This window comes from Stenotrophomonas sp., assembly GCF_032061965.1.
Taxonomy (GTDB): domain Bacteria; phylum Pseudomonadota; class Gammaproteobacteria; order Xanthomonadales; family Xanthomonadaceae; genus Stenotrophomonas.
The window spans coordinates 1-1,617 of record NZ_DAMBEF010000091.1 but is presented as its reverse complement, the minus strand read 5'-3'; the positions used below and the strand labels follow the sequence as shown (position 1 = coordinate 1,617).

Here is a 1,617-nt window from a genome sequence, read left to right as displayed (position 1 = left end):
CGGCCGATTCTGTTGAAAAAGTAGCGACCTCCCCATGCCGTTGGCAAAATTGCTTTGTCAGCGGGCGTGGAGGCGAACAGCATGATGGGACAGTTACCGGGAGGACAGCAGCGCCTGTTCTACTCGTTCAATCTCGAAGATCACGTCCCGGCCCAACATCTCCTGCGCAGCATCGACCAGTGCCTGGATCTCAGTGATCTGCGCGCCTATCTGGCGGATTTCTATAGCCCCATCGGGCGTCCCTCGATTGACCCGGAATTGATGGTGCGCATGCTGGTCGTCGGCTACTGCTATGGCATTCGTTCCGAGCGGCGATTATGCGAAGAGGTGCACCTGAACTTGGCCTATCGCTGGTTCTGCCGACTGGGTTTGGAAGACGAAGTCCCCAATCACTCGACCTTCTCGAAGAATCGCCATGGCCGTTTCCGTGACAGCGATCTGTTCCGCTGGTTGTTCAATGAGGTGCTACGGCGCTGCATGGCAGCCGGCCTGGTGAAGGGTGAAGGTTTCGCTGTCGACGCAAGCATCATCAAGGCGGATGCCAGCCGGCAACGTGGGGTGGCAGGAGATGAGGTCGATTGGCGCGATCCAAAGCTCAGCAGCCGCGCCGTGCGCGAGTACCTCGAAGCCCTTGATGAAGAGGCGCTGGCTGAAGCTCTCCCCAAGAAAATTTCGCTCACCGATCCTCAGTCCCGTTGGACAGCAGCGCCAGGCGGCCCGGCCTACTTTGCCTACTCCACGAACTACCTGATTGACACTGAGCATGGCGTGATCATGGATGTGGAAGCTACCCCGGCGCACCGTACCGCCGAAGTCGATTCGACCAGGACGATGGTCGAGCGTGTCGAGGCGCAGTTCGACCTCACGCCGGAACGCCTCATCGGCGACACCGCCTATGGCACTGCCCCGATGCTGGCCTGGATGGTCGAAGAGAAAGACATCGAGCCGCATGTGCCGGTGTGGGACAAGACTGAGCGCAAGGATGACAGCCTTTCCAGCAACGACTTCCACTGGAATCAGGAGGCCAATGAATACCGCTGCCCAGCCGGCAAACCACTGCGCAGTGAATGGCGTGCTTTCACCCAGCAAAGATCGCGGGTAACCAAGGCCAACACCATTATCTACCGCTCCAGCCAAACCGACTGCGCCACCTGTCCGCTGAAAGAAAAGTGCTGCCCCAACACGCCGAACCGGAAGATCGTCCGCAGCATCCATGAGGCTGCCCGCGACGTGGCACGACGCATCGCCAAGACGCCGGAATACCTAGTCTCTCGTTGCGAACGGAAGAAGGTGGAGATGCTTTTCGCCCACCTCAAACGGATCATGAAGCTCGACCGTTTACGACTGCGTGGCCTGACGGGTGCGACTGACGAATTCACCTTAGCCGCGACCGTGCAAAACCTGCGACGCATGGCCAAGCTTTTGCCTCAAGGGCCACCGCTCACGGGATAGGTACGCCTGCTGCGAGCAGAAACCCTCGAATTAACCCTCAAACCTGAGCAAGGACGCTCAGTGAAGTGCCCAAAGGCAACTTGAAGTGGCTTCCAGCCACTTCGACAGCAGGCACACCTGACCGGCCGGCTGCCGCTGAACCTACTTTTTCAACAGAATCGGCCG

1 protein-coding gene is annotated in these 1,617 nt (G+C 59.1%); it reads left to right on the top strand.

The window, feature by feature from the left end:
- Positions 1-81 precede the first annotated feature (81 nt).
- The gene (locus RT460_RS19510) at positions 82-1,452 is read left to right on the top strand and encodes an IS1182 family transposase (protein WP_023444848.1); all 1,371 of its coding nucleotides are present in this window, start codon (positions 82-84) and stop codon (positions 1,450-1,452) included.
- Positions 1,453-1,617: the final 165 nt, after the last annotated feature.